The organism is Bacillus sp. LR--39 (assembly GCF_053613335.1).
On the sequence record NZ_JBSIOT010000001.1, the window covers coordinates 1,824,319 to 1,846,676 of the forward strand.

The 22,358-nt window shown below is 47.9% G+C and carries 26 protein-coding genes; 6 read left to right on the top strand and 20 right to left on the bottom strand.

The genetic code is table 11. From position 1 onward, the window contains the following. Positions 1-82 precede the first annotated feature (82 nt). Together fabF and ACWHAR_RS08710 are read right to left on the bottom strand one after the other, a co-directional pair. A complete protein-coding gene (gene fabF / locus ACWHAR_RS08705; RefSeq protein ID WP_032874451.1) occupies positions 83-1,321 on the bottom strand; it encodes a beta-ketoacyl-ACP synthase II in 1,239 nt (412 codons plus the stop codon). Between the two features lie 22 nt (positions 1,322-1,343). Then, the gene (locus ACWHAR_RS08710; RefSeq protein ID WP_007409122.1) at positions 1,344-2,282 is read right to left on the bottom strand and encodes a beta-ketoacyl-ACP synthase III; all 939 of its coding nucleotides are present in this window, start codon (positions 2,280-2,282) and stop codon (positions 1,344-1,346) included. A 167-nt stretch (positions 2,283-2,449) separates the two neighbouring features. Between ACWHAR_RS08710 and ACWHAR_RS08715 the strand changes: the two genes are divergently transcribed. Then, positions 2,450-2,668, top strand: a complete 219-nt coding sequence (locus tag ACWHAR_RS08715) for a hypothetical protein (protein WP_032874450.1) — start codon at positions 2,450-2,452, stop codon at positions 2,666-2,668. A 28-nt stretch (positions 2,669-2,696) separates the two neighbouring features. Here the strand turns inward: ACWHAR_RS08715 and ACWHAR_RS08720 are convergent, their stop codons facing one another. The 4 genes from ACWHAR_RS08720 to ACWHAR_RS08735 form a co-directional block, all read right to left on the bottom strand. Continuing rightward, positions 2,697-2,888, bottom strand: coding sequence for a ComZ family protein (locus ACWHAR_RS08720; protein WP_003155061.1), 192 nt, complete (start codon positions 2,886-2,888; stop codon positions 2,697-2,699). Positions 2,889-2,900: 12 nt separating this feature from the next. Next, positions 2,901-3,854, bottom strand: a complete 954-nt coding sequence (locus tag ACWHAR_RS08725) for a BMP family ABC transporter substrate-binding protein (protein WP_007610578.1) — start codon at positions 3,852-3,854, stop codon at positions 2,901-2,903. Positions 3,855-3,943: 89 nt separating this feature from the next. Next, a complete protein-coding gene (locus tag ACWHAR_RS08730) occupies positions 3,944-4,510 on the bottom strand; it encodes a hypothetical protein (protein ID WP_032874449.1) in 567 nt (188 codons plus the stop codon). 82 nt (positions 4,511-4,592) lie between these two features. Further along, on the bottom strand, positions 4,593-5,327 hold the full coding sequence (locus tag ACWHAR_RS08735; protein WP_032874448.1) for a lipase family protein: 735 nt from the start codon (positions 5,325-5,327) through the stop codon (positions 4,593-4,595). Between the two features lie 258 nt (positions 5,328-5,585). On the opposite strand from ACWHAR_RS08735, the gene ACWHAR_RS08740 reads away from it, so the two are divergent. Then, entirely contained in the window at positions 5,586-5,771 is a 186-nt protein-coding gene (locus ACWHAR_RS08740) for a YjzD family protein (RefSeq protein ID WP_032874447.1), read from the top strand. Between the two features lie 36 nt (positions 5,772-5,807). Here the strand turns inward: ACWHAR_RS08740 and ACWHAR_RS08745 are convergent, their stop codons facing one another. The 10 genes from ACWHAR_RS08745 to ACWHAR_RS08790 form a co-directional block, all read right to left on the bottom strand. Further along, on the bottom strand, positions 5,808-5,987 hold the full coding sequence (locus ACWHAR_RS08745; protein WP_003155070.1) for a YjzC family protein: 180 nt from the start codon (positions 5,985-5,987) through the stop codon (positions 5,808-5,810). Between the two features lie 75 nt (positions 5,988-6,062). Then, entirely contained in the window at positions 6,063-7,034 is a 972-nt protein-coding gene (gene argF, locus ACWHAR_RS08750; protein WP_032874446.1) for an ornithine carbamoyltransferase, read from the bottom strand. Then, positions 7,022-10,117 (bottom strand): carbamoyl phosphate synthase large subunit, encoded by a 3,096-nt coding sequence (locus tag ACWHAR_RS08755; RefSeq protein WP_032874445.1) that lies wholly within the window; start codon positions 10,115-10,117, stop codon positions 7,022-7,024. Before ACWHAR_RS08755 ends, argF begins: the two co-directional genes overlap by 13 nt. Further along, positions 10,110-11,168, bottom strand: coding sequence for a carbamoyl phosphate synthase small subunit (locus ACWHAR_RS08760; RefSeq protein WP_032874444.1), 1,059 nt, complete (start codon positions 11,166-11,168; stop codon positions 10,110-10,112). Before ACWHAR_RS08760 ends, ACWHAR_RS08755 begins: the two co-directional genes overlap by 8 nt. Before the next feature lie 69 nt (positions 11,169-11,237). Continuing rightward, positions 11,238-12,395: an acetylornithine transaminase gene (locus tag ACWHAR_RS08765; protein WP_032874443.1), complete on the bottom strand. Its 1,158-nt coding sequence runs from the start codon at positions 12,393-12,395 to the stop codon at positions 11,238-11,240. Continuing rightward, a complete protein-coding gene (gene argB / locus ACWHAR_RS08770; protein ID WP_032874442.1) occupies positions 12,392-13,168 on the bottom strand; it encodes an acetylglutamate kinase in 777 nt (258 codons plus the stop codon). The genes ACWHAR_RS08765 and argB overlap by 4 nt, the downstream gene beginning before the upstream one ends. Before the next feature lie 14 nt (positions 13,169-13,182). After that, the gene (argJ, locus tag ACWHAR_RS08775; RefSeq protein ID WP_032874440.1) at positions 13,183-14,400 is read right to left on the bottom strand and encodes a bifunctional ornithine acetyltransferase/N-acetylglutamate synthase; all 1,218 of its coding nucleotides are present in this window, start codon (positions 14,398-14,400) and stop codon (positions 13,183-13,185) included. A 22-nt stretch (positions 14,401-14,422) separates the two neighbouring features. Continuing rightward, complete coding sequence (argC, locus tag ACWHAR_RS08780) at positions 14,423-15,460, bottom strand: N-acetyl-gamma-glutamyl-phosphate reductase (RefSeq protein WP_032874438.1); 1,038 nt, start codon at positions 15,458-15,460, stop codon at positions 14,423-14,425. A gap of 166 nt (positions 15,461-15,626) precedes the next feature. Next, on the bottom strand, positions 15,627-16,169 hold the full coding sequence (locus tag ACWHAR_RS08785; RefSeq protein WP_003155082.1) for an MFS transporter: 543 nt from the start codon (positions 16,167-16,169) through the stop codon (positions 15,627-15,629). Beyond that, positions 16,166-17,602 (bottom strand): FAD-binding oxidoreductase, encoded by a 1,437-nt coding sequence (locus ACWHAR_RS08790; RefSeq protein WP_032874436.1) that lies wholly within the window; start codon positions 17,600-17,602, stop codon positions 16,166-16,168. Before ACWHAR_RS08790 ends, ACWHAR_RS08785 begins: the two co-directional genes overlap by 4 nt. 320 nt (positions 17,603-17,922) lie before the next feature. On the opposite strand from ACWHAR_RS08790, the gene fosB reads away from it, so the two are divergent. Further along, positions 17,923-18,366, top strand: coding sequence for a metallothiol transferase FosB (fosB, locus tag ACWHAR_RS08795; protein ID WP_032874434.1), 444 nt, complete (start codon positions 17,923-17,925; stop codon positions 18,364-18,366). Between the two features lie 130 nt (positions 18,367-18,496). On the opposite strand, the gene ACWHAR_RS08800 is transcribed toward fosB, so the two are convergent. Next, positions 18,497-18,805 carry a metal-sulfur cluster assembly factor gene (locus ACWHAR_RS08800; protein WP_032874432.1) on the bottom strand — a complete coding sequence of 103 codons (309 nt, stop codon included), beginning with the start codon at positions 18,803-18,805 and terminating at the stop codon, positions 18,497-18,499. 62 nt (positions 18,806-18,867) lie between these two features. Beyond that, positions 18,868-19,635: a prolyl oligopeptidase family serine peptidase gene (locus ACWHAR_RS08805; RefSeq protein WP_032874430.1), complete on the bottom strand. Its 768-nt coding sequence runs from the start codon at positions 19,633-19,635 to the stop codon at positions 18,868-18,870. 120 nt (positions 19,636-19,755) lie between these two features. On the opposite strand from ACWHAR_RS08805, the gene ACWHAR_RS08810 reads away from it, so the two are divergent. The 3 genes from ACWHAR_RS08810 (at position 19,756) to ACWHAR_RS08820 (ending at position 21,000) form a co-directional block, all read left to right on the top strand. Beyond that, entirely contained in the window at positions 19,756-20,568 is an 813-nt protein-coding gene (locus ACWHAR_RS08810) for a Cof-type HAD-IIB family hydrolase (protein ID WP_007610550.1), read from the top strand. A gap of 85 nt (positions 20,569-20,653) precedes the next feature. Then, entirely contained in the window at positions 20,654-20,803 is a 150-nt protein-coding gene (locus tag ACWHAR_RS08815) for a hypothetical protein (protein WP_003155094.1), read from the top strand. After that, positions 20,803-21,000, top strand: a complete 198-nt coding sequence (locus ACWHAR_RS08820) for a DUF3813 domain-containing protein (protein WP_003155097.1) — start codon at positions 20,803-20,805, stop codon at positions 20,998-21,000. Before ACWHAR_RS08815 ends, ACWHAR_RS08820 begins: the two co-directional genes overlap by 1 nt. Before the next feature lie 36 nt (positions 21,001-21,036). Here ACWHAR_RS08820 and ACWHAR_RS08825 read toward each other — a convergent pair whose 3' ends face one another. Beyond that, the gene (locus tag ACWHAR_RS08825; protein WP_007409142.1) at positions 21,037-21,498 is read right to left on the bottom strand and encodes a BsuPI-related putative proteinase inhibitor; all 462 of its coding nucleotides are present in this window, start codon (positions 21,496-21,498) and stop codon (positions 21,037-21,039) included. 14 nt (positions 21,499-21,512) lie between these two features. Continuing rightward, positions 21,513-22,355: a YitT family protein gene (locus ACWHAR_RS08830; protein ID WP_007610547.1), complete on the bottom strand. Its 843-nt coding sequence runs from the start codon at positions 22,353-22,355 to the stop codon at positions 21,513-21,515. Positions 22,356-22,358 lie beyond the last annotated feature (3 nt).

A 22,358-nucleotide genomic window follows, 5' to 3' on the forward strand; every position in this document is an offset into this window, starting at 1 on the left:
ACCGGTTCGCCTCCTCTTGTTGTTATCATATGCACGCACAAAAAAACCGGCCACCTTTTTCAGGCAGCCGGTCAAAACTGTATTATTGATATTTTTTAAAGATCAAAGTGGCATTATGTCCGCCGAAGCCGAGCGAGTTGCTGAGAACGACGTTGACATCCTGCTCGCGCGCTTTGTCCGGTACATAATCTAAATCACACTCTTCATCAGGTGTTTCGATGTTAATCGTCGGCGGGATAATGCCGTCTTTAATGGCCATGACGGAGAAGATTGCTTCAATTCCTCCGGCAGCGCCTAACAAATGACCCGTCATTGATTTTGTCGAACTGACGGCAAGCTTGTACGCATGATCACCGAAAACGGTCTTAATGGCTTTTGTCTCGTATTTATCATTGTAGTACGTGCTTGTGCCGTGAGCGTTGATGTAATCAATTTCTTCAGGCTTGATGCCCGCATCTTTGATTGCTTCCTGCATCGCTCTCGCACCGCCTTCCCCGTCTTGGGCAGGCGCGGTAATGTGGTAGGCGTCACCCGTTGAGCCGTAGCCGACAATTTCCCCGTAGATTTTCGCACCGCGGGCAAGGGCATGCTCAAGCTCTTCAAGCACGATGATCCCCGCGCCTTCTCCCATGACAAAGCCGTCACGGTTTTTATCAAACGGGCGGCTTGCCGTTTTCGGATCAGGATTTGTAGAAAGGGCTTTGTTTGCGCTGAAGCCCGCAAATGACATTCTTGTCAGCGGCGCTTCTGTTCCGCCCGTAATCATCGCATCGGCATCGCCGCGCTGAATGACTTTAAACGCGTCACCGATAGAGTTCGTTCCCGTCGCACATGCCGTCACCGTACAGGAGTTGACTCCTTTTGCTCCGAGAGCGATTGAGATTTGGCCTGTCGCCATATCAGGAATCATCATCGGAACAAAGAACGGGCTGACCCTTCTCGGCCCTTTTGTCAGGAAGATTTCGAATTGGGATTCAAGCGTTTCAAGACCGCCGATTCCGGACCCGACCCAAACGCCGACTCTCGACGCGATCTCGTCTGTGATGTTAAGACCGGCATCTTGAACGGCCATTTTCGCGGCTACGACAGCGTATTGCGTGAAGCGGTCCATTTTTCGCGCTTCTTTTTTATCCATGTGATTTTCAATATTGAAATCTTTCAGTTCAGCAGCTACTTTCGCCGGATACTCGTCCGATTCCACACGTGTGATCGGTCCGATTCCGGATACGCCGCCGATTGCATTTTTCCAGCTTGTTTCGGCGTCGTTTCCAAGCGGAGACAGGGCTCCAAGCCCTGTAACGACTACTCTTTTTTTACTCATCTTGTGTGCACCTCACTTTTTTTTATCGTCCCCAGCGTATTGCTATGGCGCCCCATGTCAATCCTCCGCCGAAACCGACCATGACGATGACGTCGCCGTCTTTAATTTTGCCTGCTTCCAGTTCCTCTACTAATGAAATCGGAATGGATGCTGCGGATGTGTTTCCATATTTATGGACTGTTTTAGACATCTTTTCAACCGGAAGCTCCAAACGTTCCCGTGCCGCTTCCATGATGCGGATGTTTGCCTGATGCGGAATCAAAAAGTCTACGTCCTCTTTGGAGAGGCCGGCTTTTTCAATGACATTTACACTCGATTCACCCATTTGCCGGACGGCGAATTTGAATACTTCTCTTCCATGCATGATTGTATGCCCTTTTTCATCTAAGTACAAGTGCTGGCCGCCTGTACCGTCTGCTCCGAGCTCAAATGACAGTATGCCTCTGTCGTCGCTGACCGGTCCGATGACCGCCGCTCCGGCTCCGTCTCCGAACAGCACAGCCGTATTGCGGTCGTCCCAGTCGGTAATGCTTGAGAGCTTTTCCACGCCGACCACGAGGACATGTTTGTATGTTTGCGATTCAATGAATTGTTTGGCGGTTACGATACCGTACATAAAACCCGCACACGCGGCGCTGATATCCATCGCGCACGCTTTTTTGGCCCCGAGCTTCTCTTGTATCATACAGGAAACGGTCGGGAAAGACTGGTCAGGAGTAACCGTCGCCACGAGGATCATATCAAGCTCCTCAGCGGAAATGCCGGCCTGATCAAGCGCTTTTTGCGCAGCCTCAGCGGCCATGCCGGATGAATACATATCTTCCGCGGCGATTCTTCTTTCTTCTATACCTGTTCTCGTACGAATCCACTCGTCCGATGTATCTACCATTTGTTCAAGATCATGATTTGTCAGCACTTTTTCCGGGATGTAACGGCCGACGCCAAGAATTCCAGCTTTCATTGGAAAAGACTCCTTTTTTATAATGAATTTAAAACTAATTAGTTATGATCAATTATTAGTATCAGGTACTAATTCTACCCTATTTTTTTTCTGTTGGCAATATATTCGTCTAAACTATCGGACGCTGCTCCTCATAGAATAAAAGGAAGACGAAAGGAGGCTTCACTATGGATATTTTCTCCAAAATGATGTTCGGCGATTCCAGAGACCGGGATAAAGAAACGGAAGAAACCCCTGAGCAGCCTCAGGCTGAAAACGAAGAAGAGATCGATTACAACCACGTGATGAATCAGCTGGGGTCCATCATGAACTCTCTGGATCAATTAAAGCCCGTATTTAAAGACTTCGCGCCGATGGTGTCCGCTATAAAGAAAAAAATCATGTGAAAAGCCACTTCATGAAAAGTGGCTCTCTTTATTTATTCAGCTCCCCGGCATCAGATCTGCCAAGCTCATACGCTTCCGCCATGACCGATGTAAACAGGTCCATAAACGGCTGAATCATTTCCATAGACAGATCTATGCCGGATTTCTCAAGCTCCGCCTTTGCTTCCGGCAGGTATTTCATTGCGATCTGCATAAATTCAAGAGACTTTTCATGCTGCATGTGTATCCACCTCTATTCATTTGACGGCAGTTCATTTGTTCGGTTATACGTTTTTACAAGGTCTGAGATTTTGTCTTGAAATGCTTTGTCCACCAGAGGGCTGAACGTCCCCATTTCAACGACTCCTTCCCTGAAATCAAAGTTGTGATCTCCGCTCTTGAGCGTACCTTTATTATATTGCTCGGCAATTAATGTATAGGCTTTATCTACGTTTTGCACCGTGCTTGTCAGCACCGTGTTTTTGCCGAGATTCGATTGCTCGGCGACATAGCCGATGGCGTAAAGCCCGTCTTTTTTGATTTGCTGAATGACAGGAACATTATACCCGTCTCCGGCCGGATATACAACATCCGTGCCTTCCGCTTTTAACTTTTCGTAAAGATGCAGCGCTTCATTGCCGTTATCCCAGTGGTCCGTAAATTCAGTATTGACGGTGATATCAGGCTTTTCATATTTCGCCCCTTTGATAAAGCCGTCTACTTCAGGCTGCCACAAAAAGGAGGCGATGACGCCGACCTCATTGGTTTTTGACATATGGGCGGCCGTCATTCCCCCGAAAAAGCCCATTGCTTCTCCCATAAGGTGAACGCTTGTGACATTGTCGCTTTTCGCCGTTCCGTTTGCGACGACGAATTCCATGTCGGGATAATCCTTGCTGATCATATTGAAGATTTCCTCGTATTCATTTCCGTGCCCGTATAAAAGATTGACTCCTTTTTTATGAAAATCATCTATCGCTTTTAAAATATCTTCATCGGATCTGATATTTTCTTTATAATAAACGTCAACGTTAAATTCAGATTGTATCGCTAATAAACCTTTGTAACCTTTTGTGCCCCATACCAAGTCACTGATGGTATCGGGAAAAAGCATTCCGACCTTCTCAATTTTTCCTTTAAACGGAGTTTGTGCGCATCCGCTCAATAAAAGGAGGAGAGAAAAGATCATGACAAGCCTGGTGATCAAGCCATGTTCAACCCCTTTTCAAACTCATAACATATATAATTGATATACGTTTATTGTAGCGGTAATGCACATAACATGGAAGGTATTTCTTAAAAAATGTCGAATATTGATGAAAATTGTCTTTTCCATTCTTTAATTTTTTCTTCCGCTTCCGTTTTTTGCGTTTTTTCTTTTATTTCCAGGGTAATAATCTGATTTTCGTCTTCTGTGCCGTCAGCCTCAAGCTGATTCATCAGCCCGCAGACTGCGTCTTCTAAAAAGATCCTGCTCTCGCCATCTTCTTTTGCTTCCGTCCACGGACCGTAAAGGGGAGGAAGGATAATCGCTTTTGCCGTATCCCGCTGACCGTTTTTTTCCCAGTCTCCGTGATCCTCACTGTAAACAATCCAATATAAAGGCTCAGCCCTTTCTTCAGGCAGACACCCGCTCCCGTATTGAACGCAGATACGATCGTATTCCTTTTCACCGATTTCATCTATTATTTGAAAAAGCCCGTTTCTCGCGAGCCACATTAAACGTTCTTCTAAATACAGCTGCCTCTTTTTGTCCTCCGGTTCTGCCAAAATGACATCGACATGCACACCCTCATCCATCAACCGTTCGCACAATGAAAGGCCGAGAAATTCATCTGCTCCAATGATCAGCGCTGTCTTCATCACATCTGCCGCCTTTCCGGTTTTTCATTCGCACACAAGCCAAACAGCCCTCTGAAAAGAGATGGCTGTTGTATTCTATTCATTACAGGTCTTTTTCATGACTGCGGAAAAACCGGCAGATGGCTCTGTACATGCGCGCAGGGTTCTCAAGCAGGTGATACGTGATATCAGTCTTGCTTCCGGTCTTTTCCCGGGCTTCTTTATACGCGTTCGCATGCAGGGTGTACGGGTACGGCGCTCCGGTCGTTCTTTGCCATATATGTACCGGCACGCGGGTGCGGCAGCCGGTAATGGTCTGATAGCTCAGTGAGCTTGCCTCTTTTTCAGAAACACCGAAGCTTTGTGCCGTTTCCCTCAGGAACTGCTTATAAAAAAACTTATTTTCTTTCTCTGATTCAAAATGGGCTTGAAGATCAAGACAAGGATCTAACATTGCGGCTGAACGGATATGCTCCGGTGAAGACTGCAGCAATTGATCGGCGATAAGGGCGCCCATGCCTTCTGCGAGCAAGTGTATTTTCGGATTGAGGGTTTCTTGTTTCAGCACATAATGCATCAGCTGTCTGGCGTAAAGGACGGCTTTTTCCGAACCCCAATGCCGTCCGTATAAATTGCTGTTAAAAATGGTGTACCCTCTGTCAAGCAGCACATGTAACAGCTGCTTTCTCCCTTCATGTTCGAGCCAAAAGCTTGAGTCCCGGCTGACAAAGTGGGTTCTGTCCCCCAGAATAAAGATACAGAAGCCGTTCGGCCGATACGGCAGATGGATGACGTTCGGCTCAGATCCGAATTGGAAAAATCTTTCCGTAATCCCCATGCCTGCCCGCCTCCTTTTACTCCTAATCTCTCTATTGGCTATCATATGTAGAAGAATGAAAACGGATCGGATAAACTCCTATTTGCTGCTATGTTTTGGCTATTATCCCAAGCACAGGAACCGAATTTTCCTTCAGACGGCCGGACAGGCGGGCACATGTCAGTTTCAGGCGCGCTTTTGATGAGAAAATGACCTTCCGCCCGCGCCTTATGTATGGTATGATACAACGTAGAATAAAATGAAGGACGAGGTGGAAACGTGCGGTTAGTTATCGGTTTTATTTGGACGTTCCTTTTAACACATATGGCCTGTTATTTGATCGCCTCCATGAACAGCGCGGCGTACAACTTCAAACAATCTTCCGTTATCGCCGTGGTTATTGCGGTGCTAGTCTTTGTTCTTGCGGAGATCATGCCTGTCAAACAGGATGCAAACCAGCATTAAATAAAAAAACCTGCTATTCAGCAGGTTTTTTTGTGTTCACGGTTTTCGTTGATACGTCCACAATCTGTTGTGGTTTGAAGTTTCAGGGAACATTTCTCCCACTGTGAGCTTGATTTTCTGCGGATTTTTGACCATGCTTCCCGTTTCGCCGATTTCAACGTACACACCGTTATTCGGCGCTTTTTGTCCCGGGCGGAATTGATGCTGCTGTCCCACGTCATTTCCTCCTTTTTCTTTTTTATGTAGTATGCGCTTGTATGCGGAGAAATATCAAAAACCGCTGAATGAGATTCAGCGGTTTTTTTGTTCATCCTGTTTGTAAAGAAGAGCTTTCAGGAGCGCTTTTTGCGCGTGAAGCCGGTTTTCCGCCTGCTGGAATACCGCAGAGTTCGGGCCGTCGATAATCTCAGACGTGACCTCTTCCTCCCGATGCGCGGGCAGGCAATGCAAAAATGTATAGTCGGGTTTGGCGAGACTGACGAGTGAGGCGTTGACTTGATACGGGGCAAACACATTCAGCCGCTGCTGCGTCTCTTCCTCCTGCCCCATGCTCGTGAAGACGTCGGAGTAAATCACGTCTGCATCCCGCACCGCTTCCTGCGGATTTTCGGTAAGGGTGATTTTCGCTCCGGAAACAGCCGCCGCTTCTTTCGCGGCATTCACCGCCTCTTCCTCTGCTTCATAGCCTTTCGGCGAAGCAACCGCAATGTCACAGCCCATTTTTGCGCAGCCGATCATAAGTGAATGCGCCACATTATTTCCGTCACCGATATAGGCAACCTTTACTCCTTTCAGTTCTCCTTTTATTTCTTGTATCGTTAACAGATCCGCGAGTGCCTGACATGGGTGATACCGGTCTGTCAGCCCGTTTATGACGGGAATGTCTGCATGCTCGGCAAGCTCTTCGACTTTTTCATGTTCAAAGGTGCGGATCATAATGGCATCAACGAATCCGGACAGCACCTTCGCCGTATCCGCGACCGTCTCCCCCCGCCCAAGCTGCAGGTCGCTGCTTGAAAGAAATAGTCCCGTTCCCCCGAGCTGGGCCATTCCCGCTTCAAAAGACACGCGTGTGCGGGTTGAAGATTTTTCAAAAATCATCGCCAATGTTTTCCCTTGGAAAATCGGCTGTATCGGATGTTGTTTTAATAATGAAGCTTCTGTCAGAAGCGCATTGATGTCTGACGGGCTGACATCTTTTAAGGAAAGAAAATCTTTGCCGTACAAATGGGTTAATGTGTGTTCCGCTTTTATTGTGTGCATGATGCCACTTCCTTTTGATAAAGATCTTTGAGCGATACAGGCTGAGGTTTGCCGGAGCCGCTTGCTAAAAATGCCTTTACGGTTTCCGGTTCAGTAAAGACCGTCACACCGTGCGTCATGGCTTCGATCCGTTGTTTACGCGCTTCTTCAGAGTGATTGAAATTGATATGGACCGCTTTATCCTTTCGCTCTGCCCATGCCGGGAACGCATCTTTGCATACGGTAAATCCCGCCTCTTGAGCCTGACGTTCCAATTCCGCATCACAGCCTTCCAGATAGATGCTGCCTTTTTTCTCCCAGACGTGCGCGTAGATTTTTTTCAGGGCGCTTTCTGCGTCAAACGCGACACACATGCCTTCTCCGGTCGACTTCATTTCCGGCCCGGGCTTTACGTCCACATCCTGAATGGCGTGCGAAGAAAAAACCGGGAATTTCACTGCCGTTCCGTGCTGATTTTGAACCTCGGGCTTGATGTCTTTAAGGGAAGCGCCGGCCAGCAATTTGGCGGCAAGCGGGATCATCGGCACCCCCATCACCTTAGACACGACAGGAACTGTGCGGCTTGCCCGCGGGTTCACTTCAAGAACGAGAATATCCCCTTTGTCATCAATGACAAACTGAATGTTCATGATGCCTTTAAAAGCCAGTTTTACCGCGATTTTTTCGGCGGCCTCTTTTATATTCCGCTGCATATCAGGTGTGACAGACGGACCCGGAAGAATCGCAAAACTGTCGCCCGAATGGACGCCGGCGCGCTCAATGTGCTCTGTGTAAGTCGGCACGAATACTTCATGTCCGTCGGAAATCAGATCGATCTCCAATTCTTTTCCTGTAATGTACTGATCGATCAAAATCGGATACGGCATGCCTGCTTCATTTTCCAGCAGTTCTGACATTTGCGCTTCTGAATCAACGATGATCATGCCCATCCCACCGATGACATAAGACGGACGGATCAGCACGGGGTAGCCGATTCGGCTTGCTTTTTCCGTTGCTTCTTCTTTTGAATAAGCGGTTTCGCCTTTGGCATGTTTCAGGTCAAGGTCATCAAGCAGCTGATAAAACAGATCCCGATCCTCCAGCGCATCAAGGATTTCAAAGGATGTTCCGAGCAGCGGAATGCCCGCTTTTTCCAGCGGTTCAGCGGCATTGATCGCGGTCTGTCCCCCAAACTGGACGATGGCAAAATCAATGTTTTCATATTCCGCCACGTTTAAAATATGTTCTGTCGTCAGCGGTTCAAAATAAAGCCGGTCGGCGATTTCATAATCCGTGCTTACTGTTTCCGGATTGTTATTGATCATAATCGTTTCAAAACCCAGCTTTTGCAGGGTCAGAACGCCGTGGACGGCACTGTAATCAAATTCCACTCCCTGACCGATGCGGATCGGGCCTGAGCCGATGATGAGGGCGCGTTTTTTCTCTTTTCGGCTGATATCTCCGTCGCTTTCCCCGAGGTAGGTGGAGTAGAAATAATTCGTCTTGGCATCAAATTCAGCGGCGCATGTATCTACGATTTTAAACGACGGGACGATGCCTGATTTCTTTCTGAGAGCACGGATGTCTTCTTCCGTTTTTCCCGTGAGAGATGCGATCATGACATCCGTGAAGCCCTTTACCTTCGCCTGCTTTAAAAGCGGGACAGACAGATGATCCCCTTCTTCCATCAGCTTGTTTTCCAATGTGATGATATTTCGGAACACATGGAGAAAAAACGGGTCAATTTTCGTTTTGGCATGGATGTCTTCTATCGTTTCACCGCGGCTTAACAGTTCCATGACGACGAAAAATCTCCGGTCATCCGGCGTTACCGCTAATTCCCACAGCTGATTAATCGTACAGCCGCCGAGTTCAGGCAGGCGGGTGCCGATCGTTTTCAGCTCAAGGGAGGCCGCCGCTTTTTGAATGGCCGCTTCCATATTTCTTTCGATCGCCATGACCTCTCCCGTCGCTTTCATCTTCGTTCCGAGCGTGCGGTCGGCATGTTTAAATTTATCAAACGGCCAGCGCGGGAATTTGACGATGACATAATCAAGCGCCGGTTCAAAGCTTGCATAAGTAGAGCCCGTCAGCGGATTTTTCAGTTCATCAAGCGTATAGCCGACGGCAAGTTTCGCCGCCATTTTGGCAATCGGATAGCCGGTCGCTTTTGACGCGAGAGCTGAAGAGCGGCTGACACGCGGGTTCACTTCAATGACATAGTACTGTTTGCTGAACGGATCCAGCGCAAATTGAATGTTGCAGCCGCCGACCACATCCAGCGCCGAAATAATCGCCAGGCTTGCTGAACGCAGCATCTGATATTCTTCATCCGTTAACGTCTGGGACGGTGCGACGACGATGGAGTCTCCTGTATGCACGCCGACGGGATCGATGTTTTCCATATTGCAGACGGTGATGCATGTATGATTGCTGTCACGCATGACCTCATATTCGATTTCTTTAAAACCGGCGATGCTTTTTTCGACGAGGCATTGGCTGATCGGGCTTGCTAACAGCGCCTGTTTAATAAGCGTCTGAAACGATTCTTTCGTTTTCGCGATTCCGCCTCCCTTTCCGCCTAGCGTGTACGCCGGTCTCAGAATGACCGGAAATCCGATAGACTCAGCGAAGCGGAGGGCGTCTTCTTCGTTGTCGACGATTTCGCTTTCCGGAACGGGCTGATCGAGCTCTTTCATCAGGGCGCGGAACTGCTCCCGGTCTTCGCCTTTTTGAATGGTTTCCACCGATGTTCCCAAAAGCTTGACGTGATGCTTCTTCAGCACGCCTGCTTCTTCAAGCTTAACGGCTAAATTCAATGCCGTCTGGCCGCCCAAATTGGCAAGCAGACCGTCCGGTTTTTCTTTTTCAATAATAGCCTCGATGCTGTCGGTTGTGAGCGGTTCAAAATATATTTCATCGACAAACGCCTCATCCGTCATAATCGTTGCCGGGTTGTTGTTGACTAGAATAACGCGGTATCCTTCTTCTTTCAGAGCCATGCAGCCCTGCGTTCCTGAATAATCAAATTCAGCCGCCTGGCCGATGATGATGGGGCCGGAGCCGATGACTAATATGCTGGAAATGGTTGTATCTTTAGGCATGAGCGATTTCTCTCCTTGCTGGTATCACTTTCTCTAGAAATTCATCAAATATCCACTCGCTCTCAGCCGGTCCGGGGTGAGCTTCAGGGTGGAACTGGACGCTTAATACGGGAAGGCGCTTATGAATGAGCCCTTCCACTGATGTATCATTGACATGGTAAAATCTGATGGACAGCTCGTTTTCGTCAATTGATGCTTCATCAACGACATAGCTGTGGTTCTGGCTTGTCATAAACACCCGTTTCGTTTTCCGGTCAATGACGGGATGGTTGGCACCCCTGTGGCCGAACGGCAGCTTATACGTATTTCCTCCGAAAGCCAGGGCAATCAGCTGATGCCCGAGGCAAATGCCGAGTGCGGGGAAATCACTGAGTAATGATGTAATCCGGTTCATGTACGGCGCAATCGCTTTCGGGTCGCCCGGGCCATTTGAGAGCACGATTCCGTCAGGCTGAATGTCGTAAACAGCGTTCATCTGCTGATACGGAATGACCGTTACTTTACAGCCGCGCTTTACAAGTGATGAGGCGATTGATTTTTTATAACCGAAATCAATCAGCGCAATATGCCGGTCTCCGTTCCCCATTGACGTGATGTCTTCAGACTGCGCCAGCTCCGCCGGGTTTTCTGTTACGGATGCTGCGGGAATCTCTCCTGTTGTTGACACGGCAGCGTTCATCGTGCCGCCGGAGCGGATGGTTTTGACGACGGCCCGTGTGTCCACTTCGGTTAAGAGCGGGATGTTCCATTTATTTAAATACTCTCTCAAGCTTGAGACTGCTTCATGGTGAGAAAAATGTTCACACGCTTCATAGACGGCAACAGCCTTGACTTGAGGAATCTTACTTTCAAGGTCTTTTTCATTAATTCCGTAGTTTCCGATCAGCGGATACGTAAAGACGATGATCTGGCCCTTATATGACGGGTCTGTAAGCACTTCCTGATAGCCCGTCATACCGGTGAAAAAAACAGCTTCGCCAACACAGCGGGCCTCTTTTTCAAGTTCACCGCCGAATGATGTTCCGTCTTCCAATACTAAATAGCCTTTCATCTAAAGCCCACCTCTTGATGAATAATTAATTAAAAATATGAATTTTTATACTTTTATACCGGAAAAAAATTACCGTTTCACTGCCGAATGCGTTTCGATCGCTGCTTTCAGCATACTGACGGCCGACAGCATTTCTTCTTCAGAAACCGTAAGCGGCGGGAGCAGCCTGATGACATTCTGTCCGGCCGGAAGCACGAGAAGTCCGCGTTCCTGCAGATCTCCGATGATGCCGGACACGGGACCTGCGCATTCAATGCCGATTAATAACCCTTTTCCGCGGATTTCTTTTACAAAAGGCCCTGTCAGTTCACGGTTCAGCTGCGCTTTTAAAAATGATCCTTTGTCTGCCGCCGCCTGGAGAAAGTCCGGCTGAAACACAATGTCCAAGGTTGCTTTCACAGCTGCCATGGCAAGCTTATTGCCGCCGAAAGTCGTACCATGCGTACCCGGCGTAAAGGCGTCGCCAAGCTTCTTTTTGCCGATCACGGCTCCGACGGGAAAACCGTTTCCAAGCCCTTTCGCAGCAGTGATGATGTCCGGAGAGATGCCGAAATGCTCATAGCCGAATGCCTTGCCCGTCCGGCCGATTCCGGTTTGAATCTCGTCTGCGATAAGCAGCGCCTGTTTGTCTTTGCAAAATGTCTGTAAGGCTTCGATGAATTCCGGATCGGCGGGATTGACTCCCCCTTCTCCCTGCACCGTCTCAAGCATGACGGCGGCGATATCATCCTCTTTTGAAAGCGTGCTGAATGCCGACGGATCATTGAACGGAAGATAGTGAAAGCCTTGAAGCATCGGTCCGAAACCGGTCTTGATTTTGTCTTGTCCGGTGGCGGCCATCCCCGCATAGGTCCGGCCGTGAAAGGATTGATGAAATGTTACGATTTTTGTCTTTCCCGTTGCTTTACGGGCAAGCTTAATGGCGCCTTCATTCGCTTCGGCCCCGCTGTTGCAGAAGAAAACGAGATCCCCCGCGCTATGTTCGGCAAGCTTTGCCGCGGCTTTTTCCTGAAGATCATTTTCAAACAGATTGGAAACGTGCCATACGCTGTCAAGCTGTTCTTTCACCGCTTCTGTGACCTCATCATGACAATGGCCGAGATTGGAAACGGCGATGCCCTGAATAAAATCGAGATACGTTTTTCCGTTTTCATCCTCTGCGATTGTCCCTTTCGCTTTTTTGATATCGATAGGCCAGCGGCTGTAGGTTTGAAATAGGCTGCTCATGACACGCTCTCCTTTTCCTTGACGATTTTTGTTCCTTGGAAGGCTTGATTGGTGAAAAACGCTCCTTTTCCGCTTACGATCATCACTTCCTCGACATCTTCACTCAGTGCCGATAATGCCGAGTTTACCTTCGGAATCATCCCTCCTGAAATCACGCCGTCATCTATGAGGGCCTGAATCTCTTGCGGCGTCAAAGTATCCAGCCTGTTCTCTCCGTCCATAATTCCTTCGACATCCGTGACAAATAAAAGTTTATCGGCGTGTAAGGCTGAAGCAACGGCCGATGCCGCGGCGTCTGCGTTGACGTTCAGCGTTTCGAAATCACTTGTCATGGAAAGCGGAGCGATAACGGGAATGATGCCTTCTTTCATTAATGCGTGAATGATTGACGGATCGGTTTTTTGTATTTCACCGACTTCTCCGTATTTGTCTTGATTAAGGTAAGATGCTTGAAGGAGACCGCCGTCCTTTCCTGATATTCCCGCGGCTTTCAGCCCGTTTTTCGCGAGTTCGGTTACGAAAAATTTATTGATCGTCCCTGACAAGACCATTTCCGCTGTTTCCAGCACCGGTTTAGTCGTTTTCCGCTGTCCATCGACAAATTCCGTTTCAATCTGCAATGTTTTCAGCATTCTTGAAATGTCCGGGCCGCCTCCATGCACGACGGCAATGTTCCAGCCCGATTGCATAAGCTCTTTTACATTTTGAAAAAAATCGGCGGATAACTCGCGGATTACGCTTCCGCCGCACTTAAAAACGATGGTTTTCTTCATGCCGCTCCCCTTTGTTATGTGCGATAGCTCGCATTGATTTTGATATAATCATAGGTTAAGTCACAGCCCCATGCCCGACCGCTGCCGGAGCCTTCCTGCAGGCGGACTGCAATCGTAATCTCATCACCTGATAAGTACTCCTTGGCATCAGTTTCCGAAAACGGCTGAGGTTCGTTGTTTTTAAACAGACACTGGCCGCCGAGGAAAACTTCCACTTGTTCGGCCGTTACGCTTGCCGCACTGTGCCCGATTGCGCCGATGATGCGCCCCCAATTGGCGTCTGTGCCGTAAACGGCGGTCTTCACAAGGCTTGAACCGACGATTTTTTTGGCGATAATATTCGCCTCAAGGTTATTTTTCGCGCCTTCGACTCTGGCTTCAATTAATTTCGTCGCTCCTTCACCGTCTCTGGCAATATCTTTGGCAAGGTCTTCGCATACAAGCTTTAATCCCTTTTTAAAAGCCGGCCAGTCAGGGTGATCCTCCGCCAGGCAATCATTCCCCGCGCAGCCGTTCGCCATCACAAGCACCATGTCATTCGTCGATGTTTCTCCGTCAACGGTAATTTGGTTAAATGAAACATCCGTAATCTCTCTGAGCGCGTTTTTGAGCGCCTGTTCTTCCACGGCCGCGTCCGTTGTGACAAAGCCGAGCATTGTCGCCATGTTGGGGTGGATCATGCCGGAGCCTTTCGCCGCTCCGCCGATCGTGATGATGTCTCCGCCGATCACCAGTTCATAACACGTCTGTTTCGTCACTGTATCCGTCGTCAAAATGGCTTCTTCAAATGCTCCGGACACGGACGGCGCTTGACCGAGCTGTTCAATACCCGCCTGAATTTTTTTCATATCTAAAAGCTCGCCGATCACCCCGGTTGACGAAACCGCAACAAGCTCCGGCTCAATGCCGAGCTGGCTCGCGAAGCCGTCCCGCATTTCATAGGCGTCCTTTAATCCTTGGTCTCCCGTACAGGCGTTGGCAATCGCGCTGTTGACAATAACCGCCTGAAGCACACCCTCTTTTTTCAAGCTGGCTTGTGTCACTTTCAAGGGCGCTGCCTGAAAATGGCTCTGCGTATATACCGCTGCACTGACTGCAGGCGCTTCGCTGATAATCGCTCCGAGATCTTTTTTTGAATAGCGCAGACCGCAGTGCACGCCCTTTGCCTCAAACCCTTTCGGCGAGGATACGCCGCCTTTTATTTTCGTGATTTCCTCACTCAGCTGAATCATTTTTTCGAATCCCTCTTTCGTTCTATGGATAGACTGGCGTCATCGTAAGTCCCGTTTCTTCCTGCCAGCCATTCATGATATTTAAATTTTGAACCGCCTGCCCTGCGGCGCCTTTCATCAGATTATCTATGACAGAAACGATGGTGGCACGGTTTGTTCTTTCATCCACGGTGACACTGATATCACAAAAATTGCTGCCGTATACCTCTTTCGTCGCCGGAAATTCACCTTCCGGCCTGATTCTGACAAAATATGAATCTTTGTAGAATTCGGAATACAATTCTCTTACCTGTGCAGCAGACATACCCGGGGGAGCCTCCGTATACATCGTCGCCATAATGCCCCTTGTCATCGCCGCCAAATGAGCGGAAAACGTGATCGGGCCTATGCCGGGCTGCCAAGCCGCTAATTGCTGTTCAATTTCCGGAGTATGCTGATGCTCATTAACCTTATAAATTTTGAAATTATCATTCAGCTCAGAATAATGAGTGCCCATTGATGCTTTTCGGCCGGCGCCGGATACGCCTGTTTTCGCATCAACAATCAGAAATGAATCTTGTAAAAGCTTATTCTTCGCCAGCGGGGCGAGCCCGAGCAGTACAGCCGTCGGAAAACATCCCGGATTGGCAATCAGCTTTGCAGTCTGAATCTCTTCTTTTTGCAATTCAGCTAAACCGTAAACCGCGCTTTGAATCGTTCCTTTCGGAGCGGCCTTCCGCTTATACCACTTTTCGTACACGGCCGGGTTTTGAATCCGCAGATCGCCGGATAGATCAATGACCGGAATGCCCGCCTCCGCCAGCTTGGGCGACCACTCTCCGGAGACGCCGGGCGGCGCGGCTATGAACATGACATCAATTTCGTTTCGGATCGTTTCTATATGAAGCGGCTGAAGTGATTGTGACGCTATATTCCTCAAATGCGGATATGAAGCGGCATATTCTTTCCCTTCGTCGCTCGATGAATATAATATACAATCCTCTGCATAAGGGTGATGGTTAAGAATCCTGACAAGTTCGGCGCCTCCATAACCAGTAGCGCCTATAATACCTATTTTCAACGGGTTCACCTTCTTGGTTTTTGTGAAATTATTTAACATTATAACATGAATAAAAATTAATTCAATTGTATATTTAATATTTTTTCATTCATTTTCCATCTGTTTTCGCTGACAAAAAACCCCCTCTCGATCGAGGGAGTTCCATAAGAAAAACAGGCTGATCGGATCAGCCTGTTTTCTTCAGCATCATCAGCCCGCTTATAAAAAACAGCACGGAGCTGGCGTAAAAAATAATATAAACCGTAAAGAAATCAGCGAGAAACCCGCCGAGAATAATGGCAGCAGCTGAAAATACGGCCGTCCAGAAATGATAGCTGCCGACTTTTTTTCCCCGCTCCCCGCCGTCGGTGTAATCGGCGATCATGATTTTCTCGCCGTGTTTTTGCATCGCGCCGAACAGGCCCAAAAGCACCTGCACAACATAAACCTGGTGCACGCCGGTAATGTGCGGGAGCGTCAGAAGAAGCACCGCCATTCCCCACGAATTCGCCATAAGGAACCAGCGGGGATCCAGTCTTGCCGACAGCCGGCCGAGCAGCGGATGAATCAATGCGCCGCTCAGGCCGAACAAGCCGTATGAGAGACCGAATTGCGTGTAGCTGGAACCGATGTTTTTAATAAATAAAATATAAAACGGAAAGATCAGGCTGCCGGCAAAAAAGACACTGCTCTGTGACAGGATCAGCCATTTTAAATGGTTGTGTTTCATGATTTGTACCTCTGATAAAAATAATTCATAAACAAGTCATCCGGATCATATTTGTGTTTTTTCTGAAAGAACATATCGCTTTTCGGATATGCCTCGCGCATCTGCTCTTTCGTTTGATACAGCATATACGGGAGATAATAACTGCCGCGGTGGCGCAATGCCGTATCCGTCATTTTTCTGACAATCCGCGCCGCACTCGCCTGGCTGTCTTTTGAAAACCCTTCATTGATTAAAAGAACGAGTGAAAACATGTCTTCCTTTGCGTATGACAGATCGGCTTTTTCATTTTTTTGCACGTAGCGGATCGTAATATTTACGAGATTGAGATCTTCATGTGACAGCGTCTTGCGTAAGTCATGAATGTACGGCGCAAATTCGCCGACGGGTACGAAGTATTCTTGTAGCACGTCGGTGTTGTCCGTGTTTTCATATTCCAAAAATTTCGACTCTGACCGCATGACATTGTTCCTGGAGACTTTCACGCCGTTTTGGCTGAGAAAATAAGACTGCTGAGTTGACCAGAACCAATTTCTGCCCCAGTCATACCGGCGGGAGAGGCCGAGCGCGAATTTCGTCAGCGCCGGATGCTCATCTTCTTTCAGTTCATTGTGCCGCTTTAATTCTTTCTGATTGTCTGAGAGTGTGTAATCAGTCACATACATATCGTGCAAAAAGCCTTTATCCCCTGTTGCGATCCGCGCGAGATGTATGCGCACGGCGGGGTTGCGCTGAACATGCTGCGTAAAATATTGACTGTATGTATCAGCGTTCATGCGTTTCGTTTTCATTTCATAAAGCTCATCATCCGTCAGCTCAATATCCGCGTCAAGGATGACGCCGAACAGGCCGTAGCCGCCGATGACGGCTGAAAACAGGTCATCTTTCGGAGTAACGGTGATGACTTTGCCATCCGCCTTTAAAAGATGAAACGATTTGACTGTATCAATCAGCGAACCGTACCGGATATCCCGGCCGTGGGCGTTGGCGCTCAGTGAGCCGCCGATCGTAAAAATGTTTTGCGATTGCATGACTTTTACCGCGAGCCCGTACGGATTGACATACCGCTGAATATCATTCCACGTCGCTCCCGCCTGCACCCTGATGATTTTTTTCTTTCGGTCGAGACCGAGTATTTTGTTGTAGCCCGTCATGTCGAGAACGATCCCGTCTTCATAATACGTCTGGCCGCCCATTGAGTGCTGGGCGCCTGCTATTGAGATCTTCAGATGCTTTCTCTTTGCTTCCTTAATGGTTTCGACCAATGTTTCTTTCTCTTTTCCTTTGACCGTCTGCTTAATTTTCACGGGCATGAGTCGGCTGACATCCGTCATTGTCCCTGCCTGCTGCTCCGGCTCTTTGTGAAAAGCGGAAACAGCGAACAGCGCCGTATAAACAAGAATGCTAAGGATAATGAGAAGTAATTTTTTCTTCATGGATTCCTCCCTCGCATGCAGCCGGTCTATTATATCATGCCTCACGTCCGTTTTTTTCCTTTTTTACCCGATATCGCACAACCCCCGAATGGCGGGAAACTCGGGGTTTTTTAGTGACTTGCCCTTCTTTCCGCACCCCGGTCTCTAGCGACAAAGCAGACAGAACGGCGCCCGACAGAATCATGTTTAGTACAGCTCGAAACGGTCAGCCGGAAAACACCGGGCATAAAAATACACAGAAATCCTTAAAATGATTTTTTGGTCAGTATATAATCGATATATACGCAGATGTATTACCAAAGGGATTGTTTAAAACAAAGATGTTAAATGAGGTGGGGAAAATAAACATAAAAGGAATCAATCATCTTCTTTTTTCTGTTTCACATTTGGAAAAATCTATTGAATTTTATGAAAAAGTATTTCATGCACAACTCCTGGTTAAAGGGCAAAAAACAGCATATTTTGATCTGAACGGGCTTTGGCTTGCACTTAACTTAGAGGTGGATATACCAAGAAATGAAATACATAAATCTTATACGCATATGGCCTTTACAATTGACCCAAAAGATTTTGATGCAATACATCAAAGGTTAAAAAATCTAAATGTAAATATATTAAATGGGCGTCCTAGGGATAAGCAAGATCAAAAGTCAATTTATTTTACTGATCCCGATGGACATAAATTTGAATTCCACACAGGTACACTCCAAGACAGACTGTCCTATTACAAAAAAGATAAACCTCAAATGAAATTTTATATATAAGGGTTTGTTTGCGATCCAAAACAAACCCTACCTGTCGCTTATCCGCGTTGATTTTTCCTTCTAAATGCAGACAAAAGAAAAGCACCTCCAAACTTTAGGATGTACCTAAAATCCGAGGTGCATTTTCTTATTACTGAATCCCTAATGCGATTTTTGCGTAGCGTGACATTTTGTCTCTTGTCCACGGCGGATTCCAGACGATGTGGACCTCCGTCTCTTTTACATCCGGAATGTCAGTGAGCGCTTTTTTCACCTCGTCGACGATGATCGGAGCAAGCGGGCACCCCATTGATGTCAGTGTCATCGTAACGTGCGTCAGGCCGTCGTCATCCATATCAACGTCGTATACAAGGCCGAGATTGACGATATCGACGCCGAGCTCAGGGTCAACAACCTGCTCCAAGGCGCCCATGATGTTTTCTTTTAATGCTTCTTCCACGTTCCATCACTCCTTTTTCCTCAGTATAACGTAAAAGCGGGTTTTGTTAACACCTTTGTGCTTTATAAATGCTTATCGAACCAGGCGACGGTTTCTAAAACGGCGTATCTCGGGACTTTATGGTCAGCCCGTTCGTCTTTCAGAAACTGAAGATGGTTAGGCCGGCTGCTGTAATGAGGTTTAATCGTTTCATAAAAGCCGCGGGTCGGTGCATACGGAACGACTTTGTCTTGAACGCCGTGCCAGAACAGCAGCGGGCGGCTGCGGAGTTTTTCCGGTTCCAGACTGAGATCAAACGGTTTGAGCCGCGCAAACAGTTCATCGACCTGTTCTTTTGTGACGTCAATGTCGATGTCCTGCTTTTGAATGTGGTCAATCTGCTGCTGAAAAAACGCCGTATAGTTCGGGCTTCCCATCAGGCTGACACCGGCTTTGACCCAATCATATGCGGCCATCGCGCCGAATGTCGTAATTCCGCCCATTGACGTGCCCGCAAGACCGATCCGCCCGTCTTCAATCAGACCGCGCGCTTCAAAATCCTTTTTCAGCACGTCAAGCTCCTCGATTTCATTTAATACAATGTCCCAAAAATGGACGGCGAGCTCTTCTGCTGACAGCTGTTCAGCGCGTTCACCGTGGTAAAGAGCTTCCGGCAGCACGGCTCTGAAACCCTTTTCAGCAAGCAGGTAAGCGAAATGAAGATTATGCTCCTTCGCGCTTGTAAAACCGTGAATAAAGAAAACAAGGGGAGCGGGACGGTCCCGATTTTCTTCTTTTACAATATGTAAAAACGGAATGCCTGATACGGTTTGATGATCAATAAGAATCACGTTGACTCCCTCCTTAGGATAACCATAATCATAAGTGTAACATGTAGACAATAAAGATGGTAAAAAGCTACACTGTACATAAGAGAAAAACAGCAAATTATATGACAAAAGGAGTTATTTATGGAGACAAAACCTTACCTCATCGCCTTAGATCTGGATGGAACTTTATTAAAAGATGATAAAACCATTTCCCCTGAAACGGCACGGACGATTCAGACGCTGAAAGAAGCAGGTCATCATGTCTGCATCTCAACCGGCCGCCCGTTCCGTTCCAGTTCGATGTATTATGACGAGCTCGGGCTGACAACGCCGATTGTCAATTTTAACGGGGCGTTTGTCCACCACCCGAAAGACGAGTCATGGGGACGCTACCACACGTCTTTATCTGTCGATGTGGTCAGACAGCTTGCCGAACTTACAGAGACCTATCAAATACATAATGTGCTCGCTGAGATCATTGATGATGTGTACTTCCATTATCATGATGAGCATTTAATTGAGGCGTTTCATATGAATACGGCGAATGTCACATTCGGCGATCTGCGCGAAACGGTCCAAGAGGATGTGACGTCCGTATTGATTCACGCGAAGGAAGAGGACGTCGCGGACATACGCGCGCATTTATCCGATGTGCACGCCGAGGTCATTGACCACAGAAGATGGGCGGCTCCTTGGCATGTGATTGAAATTATTAAACACGGGATGAATAAAGCGGTCGGCCTGAAGAAAATCAGCGACTATTATCAAGTGCCGAGAGAACGAATCATCGCGTTCGGCGACGAAGACAACGATCTTGAAATGCTCCGATTTGCCGGGTGCGGCGTAGCGATGGGAAACGGCACGGATGAAGTCAAACAGGCCGCCGACCGCGTCACGGGATCAAATGAAGCGGACGGAATCGCCGAATTTTTAAAATCCTATTTCTCCCTGTGAGGTTTTGCCGCTCATAACACAAAGCCTTCCGCCCATACTAAAACAGACGACTCATCTCGTCTAAATATGGAAGGGGGACATTGCAATGGGTAAACGAAACAAATCAAAACGGTTTATTCAGCAAGGCAAGGACTCTGTCAGTCTTCATGACGCAAGATTTCCATATCGGTCTACATTAGAGGAAGCACAGCATGATGCAGCAAAAGATTCGGCTGAAAGGCAGGTTGACTTTTAATGAGAAACGAACTGTTTTCTCAAGCCAAGTCATTTGTCCAGCAGGCCGTCATGATTGCTAACGGTTTCGAAGACGGCGATCAGGAAAAAGCTGTCTCACGCGCCAAAAATGCCGTATCTTCCGCGTACGCCAATTCGACGGATGCAGAACGTCAGCAGCTGCACCAATTTCAGGATCAGCTGGAGAAATTGCAATAAAAAAAGGCGCCCCGTTTAGACGAGGGCGCCGCTTTTTTATTTTACTTCAAATGTTTTTACCGTTTTCAGTCTTTTTCCGATCTGATCGGACTTCCCTAAAAACGTCACCGTCACCGTGTATGTTCCCGGACCGGGCACGTTTTTCCACACATCTGAAAAGTCATACGTTTCATTCGGCATTAAGGTCACGGTCTGAAACGCCTGAGTAAACATTTTGTCTTTTGAATAGCGGTACAGTTCTTTGTGATGTTGGTCATGTACGGTCAATTCGAATTTCTGCCCTGAGCTGAATGTGAAATCGATCGGGCTGCCGCTCTTGTTTTTTAAAGACATTTGAAATTCGATCTGCTGATCCGTCTGCACAGGGTTTACGGCTAATTCCGCTTGCTGTTCATTCATCTCTCCGGATACCTCCTCAGCGGGCTCCTTCTGCCCGGATTGACTGCTGCACCCGATCAATAAAATGACCGGTAATAACAGGCCAAACAGCCACTTCATTCTATCCGCTCCTATCAGTCTTTTCTGAAGAAACCAAAGATCCCCGTCGTTTGCACGATGTTTGTGAAGGCTTTCGGGTCGACTTCTTTCACGATTTTCTCAAGGTCATACAATTCGTACCGCGTGATGACGATGATCATCATTTCTTTCTGTTCGTTTGTGTAAGCGCCTTTTGCCGGCACCGTCGTAATGCCGCGGACCATTTTCCCGTAAATCGCTTCTTTGATTTCATCGGCTTTTTTCGTAACGATCATGGCGGTCAGTTTCATGTGGCGGGTGTGAATGGCGTCAATCACCCTTGTTGTGACATACAGAGCGACAAGGGTATATAATGCTTTCTCCCATCCTTGCAATAATCCTGCCGTCAAAATGATAATCCCGTTCAAAATGAAGAAATATGTGCCGACCGGCTTATCCTTCCATTTGGCCAGCACCATCGACACGATATCAAGACCGCCTGTCGAAGCGCCGAATTTCAGCGTTAAACCGATGCCGATAGCTGAGATGACTCCTCCGAATACGGTATTCAGAAGAATATCGTGCGACAGTCTCATTTCCGGGAGAATTCCCATAAAGACGGACGTCATCGCTACGCTTAATATGCTGTATACGGTGAATGATCTGCCGACTTTCAGCCACCCTAACACACCGATGGGAATGTTTAAGAGGAACATGAGAACTCCTGTCGAAATATAAAAGGGGGCGTATTGATCAACGACGCTTGACAGCAGCTGGGCGACACCGGTAAAACCGCTGGCATATACATTCGCCGGTATCAGGAATAAATTCAGTCCCGCCGCATACAGAAACGCGCCGATGACGACGATTGCTAATTTTTTTGCTTGTTCTAGTACCATGGC